Origin of the sequence: Acinetobacter sp. NRRL B-65365, from assembly GCF_001605865.1 — a bacterium.
GTDB lineage: Bacteria > Pseudomonadota > Gammaproteobacteria > Pseudomonadales > Moraxellaceae > Acinetobacter > Acinetobacter vivianii.
In genome coordinates, this window is sequence record NZ_LRPD01000058.1 from 1 (window position 1) to 4,219 (window position 4,219).

5 protein-coding genes are annotated in these 4,219 nt (G+C 40.4%); 1 reads left to right on the forward strand and 4 read right to left on the reverse strand.

Features of this window, described 5'->3' with window-relative positions; genetic code table 11:
- The first annotated feature begins 165 nt into the window (after positions 1 to 165).
- The gene (locus AWW72_RS16530) at positions 166 to 615 is read left to right on the forward strand and encodes a PaaI family thioesterase (protein WP_079284144.1); all 450 of its coding nucleotides are present in this window, start codon (positions 166 to 168) and stop codon (positions 613 to 615) included.
- 17 nt (positions 616 to 632) lie between these two features.
- On the opposite strand, the gene AWW72_RS16535 is transcribed toward AWW72_RS16530, so the two are convergent.
- The 4 genes from AWW72_RS16535 to AWW72_RS16550 form a co-directional block, all read right to left on the reverse strand.
- The gene (locus AWW72_RS16535) at positions 633 to 1,850 is read right to left on the reverse strand and encodes an MFS transporter (RefSeq protein WP_062848054.1); all 1,218 of its coding nucleotides are present in this window, start codon (positions 1,848 to 1,850) and stop codon (positions 633 to 635) included.
- 17 nt (positions 1,851 to 1,867) lie between these two features.
- Entirely contained in the window at positions 1,868 to 3,184 is a 1,317-nt protein-coding gene (gene dcaP, locus AWW72_RS16540; RefSeq protein ID WP_062848055.1) for an outer membrane trimeric porin-like protein DcaP, read from the reverse strand.
- Positions 3,185 to 3,220: 36 nt separating this feature from the next.
- Positions 3,221 to 3,874 (reverse strand): 3-oxoacid CoA-transferase subunit B, encoded by a 654-nt coding sequence (locus AWW72_RS16545; protein ID WP_062848056.1) that lies wholly within the window; start codon positions 3,872 to 3,874, stop codon positions 3,221 to 3,223.
- Positions 3,874 to 4,219 (reverse strand): 3-oxoacid CoA-transferase subunit A (locus AWW72_RS16550; protein ID WP_155858568.1); only part of this gene is annotated, 346 nt, incomplete at its 5' end. The genes AWW72_RS16550 and AWW72_RS16545, both read right to left, overlap by 1 nt.

Genomic DNA, 4,219 nt, shown 5'->3' on the forward strand with positions numbered 1-4,219 from the left:
TCGTAAAATCTCTATAAAGAAAGACCATAAGCACATGTTTTAAAATAAAAATATACAATAAAAAATTAATTAGTATTACTTAACCACAATAAATTTAAATTTTGTATTGCAAAATTTTATTCCGTAAAAATACAATTTATAGTATTGTGGTTAGATTGCTTAATCATCCAAGGACGATTCATGGAAAGCCCGAAATACACAGGTCTTGAGTTTTTAACCGCTTTAAAAAATGGTGAAGTTTCTCCATCACCTATGGCTCACACCATACCGATGGAACTCGTTGAAGTTTCAGAAGGTAAAGCAACTTATAAAGTTACCCCTCGCAAAGAACATAGAAATATACAAGGCGGTGTACACGGCGGCTTTTGCGCCACAGCTTTAGATACAGCAACAGGCAGCGCAGCTCATACCTTACTCGAACATGGGGTTGGCTATGGAACCATTGATTTAAATGTAAAAATGATCCGCCCCATGCAGGTGGATACGTCTTATTATGCAACAGCCGAATTGATTAATGCGGGCCGTAATATTATTAGTACCGAAGGTAAAATCGTAGATGAGAACGGCAAAGTGTATGCTTTTGCCTCGGCAACATTAATGATTATTCGCAAATAATATATTGAAGCTCCTGTTTATGGAGCTTTTTCTTGCTTTGTGATCTTACCCATTTCATAAAAATCTAAGCGATCAATCATAAAACTTAATATTGCCATCGCTAAACCCAAAGCGGCACACGCTTCCCATCCCCAATGTTTCCATGCATATACCGCAATAAAAGAACCCAAGGCGGCTCCACCAAAATATAAGGTCATATAAATTGAATTAATACGAGAACGAGCCTCGGCCGAAATTCGATAGACCAGATTTTGGTTAAGTACATGAAATGCCGACAAACCGAAATACGCCATAACAACCCCTACAGCGTAGGCAACCAGAGACTGCTGTGCAAAAAATAGTGGTATCCATGCACTTATTAATAGGCCCATGCAAATCACTGCAATTTTATTCTCAAGCCCTGCCGCAATTTTCTTACCTGCCCAAGGGGTCGCAAATACGCCAGCCAGTCCAACAATCCCAAATAAACCGATCTGGAAATCGTTAAAGTGATAAGGCGTATTCGCTAAAATAAAAGTCATGGTAGTAAAAATCAGAGCCAAAATACCAAAGCCAATCCCTCCGGCAAAACCACGGCGTAGTAAATGAGGCTGATGAGCTGCTAATGAAAATAATGAACCATAAATCTGTAGAATATTGAGTTGGTGAGACTTACGTGCAACTGGCAACTTCATCCACATCACCCATGCAAACACCAAAATGACGATTCCGCTAATTAAATAAACCGCATGCCAAGACCAAACTGTAGAAAGTAAGCCTGCAATAGAACGTGCCAATAATATTCCCAAAAACAAACCACTCATTAGAGTGCCTACAACTTGAGGACTTTTTTTCGGGCTAGCTAATCCTGCGGCGAAAGGAACTAAAACTTGAGTTGCAATAGAAAAGAATGTTGCTAAGAAGGTAAAGCCATATAAAACTGGCAAGGTTTGACTCAAGGATAGCCCTACTTGGGCAAGGCCTGTACAACACATAAGCAAGCAAATATAACTCCGCTTTTCAAAAAAGTCGCCTAAGGGAACCAATATAAAAAGGCCAACTGCATATGACAGTTGGCTAATTACAATGGTTAAAGCAACTTGATCAGCATTGACTTTTAATGCTTCTGCAATTGAATAGATTAAAGGCTGGTTATAATAGTTTGAACCCGCACAAATTCCACATGTCATCGCCATGATAAAAATAAAGCTTTTTGACAATATCGCGTCTGTATCGAGCCGAGCTATTTTATCCATGTTCCTTTGCCTTATTTTTAAAACTTATACATCGACACAAAGTTAAGGCGTGACACATCCGCCGTTCTGCCATCAAATACCTCACGTTTTCCTTGATGATATTCCATACCAATATCGATTTGCTCGGCAGGTGAATAGAAGACATTGACAGCGTAATCGGTTAAGCGTTTGTTAGCATCCTGATTCAGTTTGGCATATTCCGTGTTGTCATCATATTCAAATAGCGAAGCTGATACATTGGCACGCCATTGATCATTGAATTTATACGAATAACCAAGATTAAAACTGTTTAGCTTATTCATCATTAAATCGGTTTTATCCTGATCTAAAGAGAAATCCCCCGCTGCATTCAATGCGGTAGCATTCGCCAATCCACTTTGGGTGGTATAAGGCATGAACTTTTGATCACCCACAATATATTGATAGTTAGCCTGAACAGATTGCTGCGGATCAAGTTGATATTTAAGTCCCGCACCGGCACCCCAACTCACTTTTTTAACCGTGTCTTTTGCCACATCTACAGATTTCTCGTTCACAAAGCCTTGGGCCAATGCCATTAACGGTCCTTGCTTAAATGTATATCGACCCGTCAATGTTGGAAAAGCGGAAACACGTGACCCCGTATATTCAAATGCCACTTTCAAATCATGATTCTGATCAATTTTCCAGTCATAACGCACCTGAGGTGTGCGTGTATACGATGTACCAATAAACTGGGTGTAATCGACCGATTCCGTTCGAGTTTCCATATTAGACATCAATGACCAAGTTTGACCAAAGGTCCAGTCTTTATAGGTAAAATAAGCATGCCGAATACGAAACTTCCCATCACCAGTTCCCATGTTAGAGCTATCAAAGAAATCGGCTTCAATATTTCCCGTCACATCTTTATTTGGGCTATTAAAATAAACGCCTAATCGGCTTGCATTAATCATGGCATCCGAACGGGAATGGTTTGAGCGTTGCGCGCTTTCAAATGGAGTTCGATAGATACTATTTGTGGTTCTACCGCCTGAATCTGGAGAAGACTTAAAATCAACTGCTGCATCTAGTCGGGCAATACCGTAAACCTTCACGTTATCCGTCCAAGTGACCCACGAAGGAGCAACAGGCTTCTCTGTTACAGTCGCTTTGGTTTTTTCAATGTTCTCTTCGATCTTTACCTGTTTGACCTGTAAATTATTTTGAGTTTGTTTCTGAGCAGCAAGTTCTGCTTTTAATTTTTGCAACTCGGTTTCTAGCAAATTGATTCTTTGTTCTGTGGTATCTGAAGAATTTGCAAAAATAGTCCCTGAAGCCGCAGCGCAAGCTGCAGCTAAAATTAATTTTTTCATCTTTTAATCCTTAAAGAAGCGTTTTTCCGTGTGTATTTAGGCTACACGTGCATCGATTAGTTCACAGTCAGTGACCGCTTGTAATTCATCAAAACTAAGACCTTCCACCATTTCTGTGACATAAGCTTTTTGGTCTTTAAGTTCAATAATGCATAAATCGGTATAAATACGATTGACACACTGCTCGCCTGTCATTGGGTATGTGAGTTCTTTTACAATTTTGGACTCACCTTTTTTAGTGACATGTTCCATATAGACATAAATCGTTTTCGCGCCGACTGCCAAATCCATAGCACCGCCGACTGCGGGTACATCATCTGCTTTACCAGTATGCCAATTTGCCAAGTCCCCATTTACCGCAACTTGGAATGCACCAATTACACAAATGTCCAGATGACCGCCACGCATAATGTCAAACGAGTCACCATGATGCATAAAACAACCACCATCTAATAAAGTGACAAGTTCTTTTCCAGCATTAACTAAATCTTGGTCTTCTTCACCAGGTTGCGGAGGTGGACCAAAAGCCAAAACACCATTTTCTGAATGTAAAAAGATTTCTTTGTCTTTTGGCAAAAATTTAGCAACGTTGGTCGGCAAGCCAATGCCTAAATTGACATAGGAACCTTCAGGAATGTCATTGGCGATGAGTTTGGCAATATCTTCACGAGAACGCTTTTGAACTGACATTAGATATCTCCTACTTTTACAACGTGCTGAACAAAAATTCCCGGTGTAATAATGCACTCTGGGTCAAGCGTTCCTAGCTCAACTGTGTCATTCACTTGAACAATCGTGGTCTTGGCGGCTTTTGCCATGATCGGCCCAAAATTGCGGGCTGCTTTTCGATAAGTTAAATTGCCCCAGCGGTCAGCTTTATCGGCATAGATCAATGCAAAGTCAGCTTCGAGTGGATATTCAAGCACATAGTTTTTACCATTAATGGTTCGGGTTTCTTTACCCTCGGCAACTTTGGTGCCATAACCAGTCGGAGTAAAAATAGCGCCTAAGCCTGCGCCAGCAGCCTGAATACGA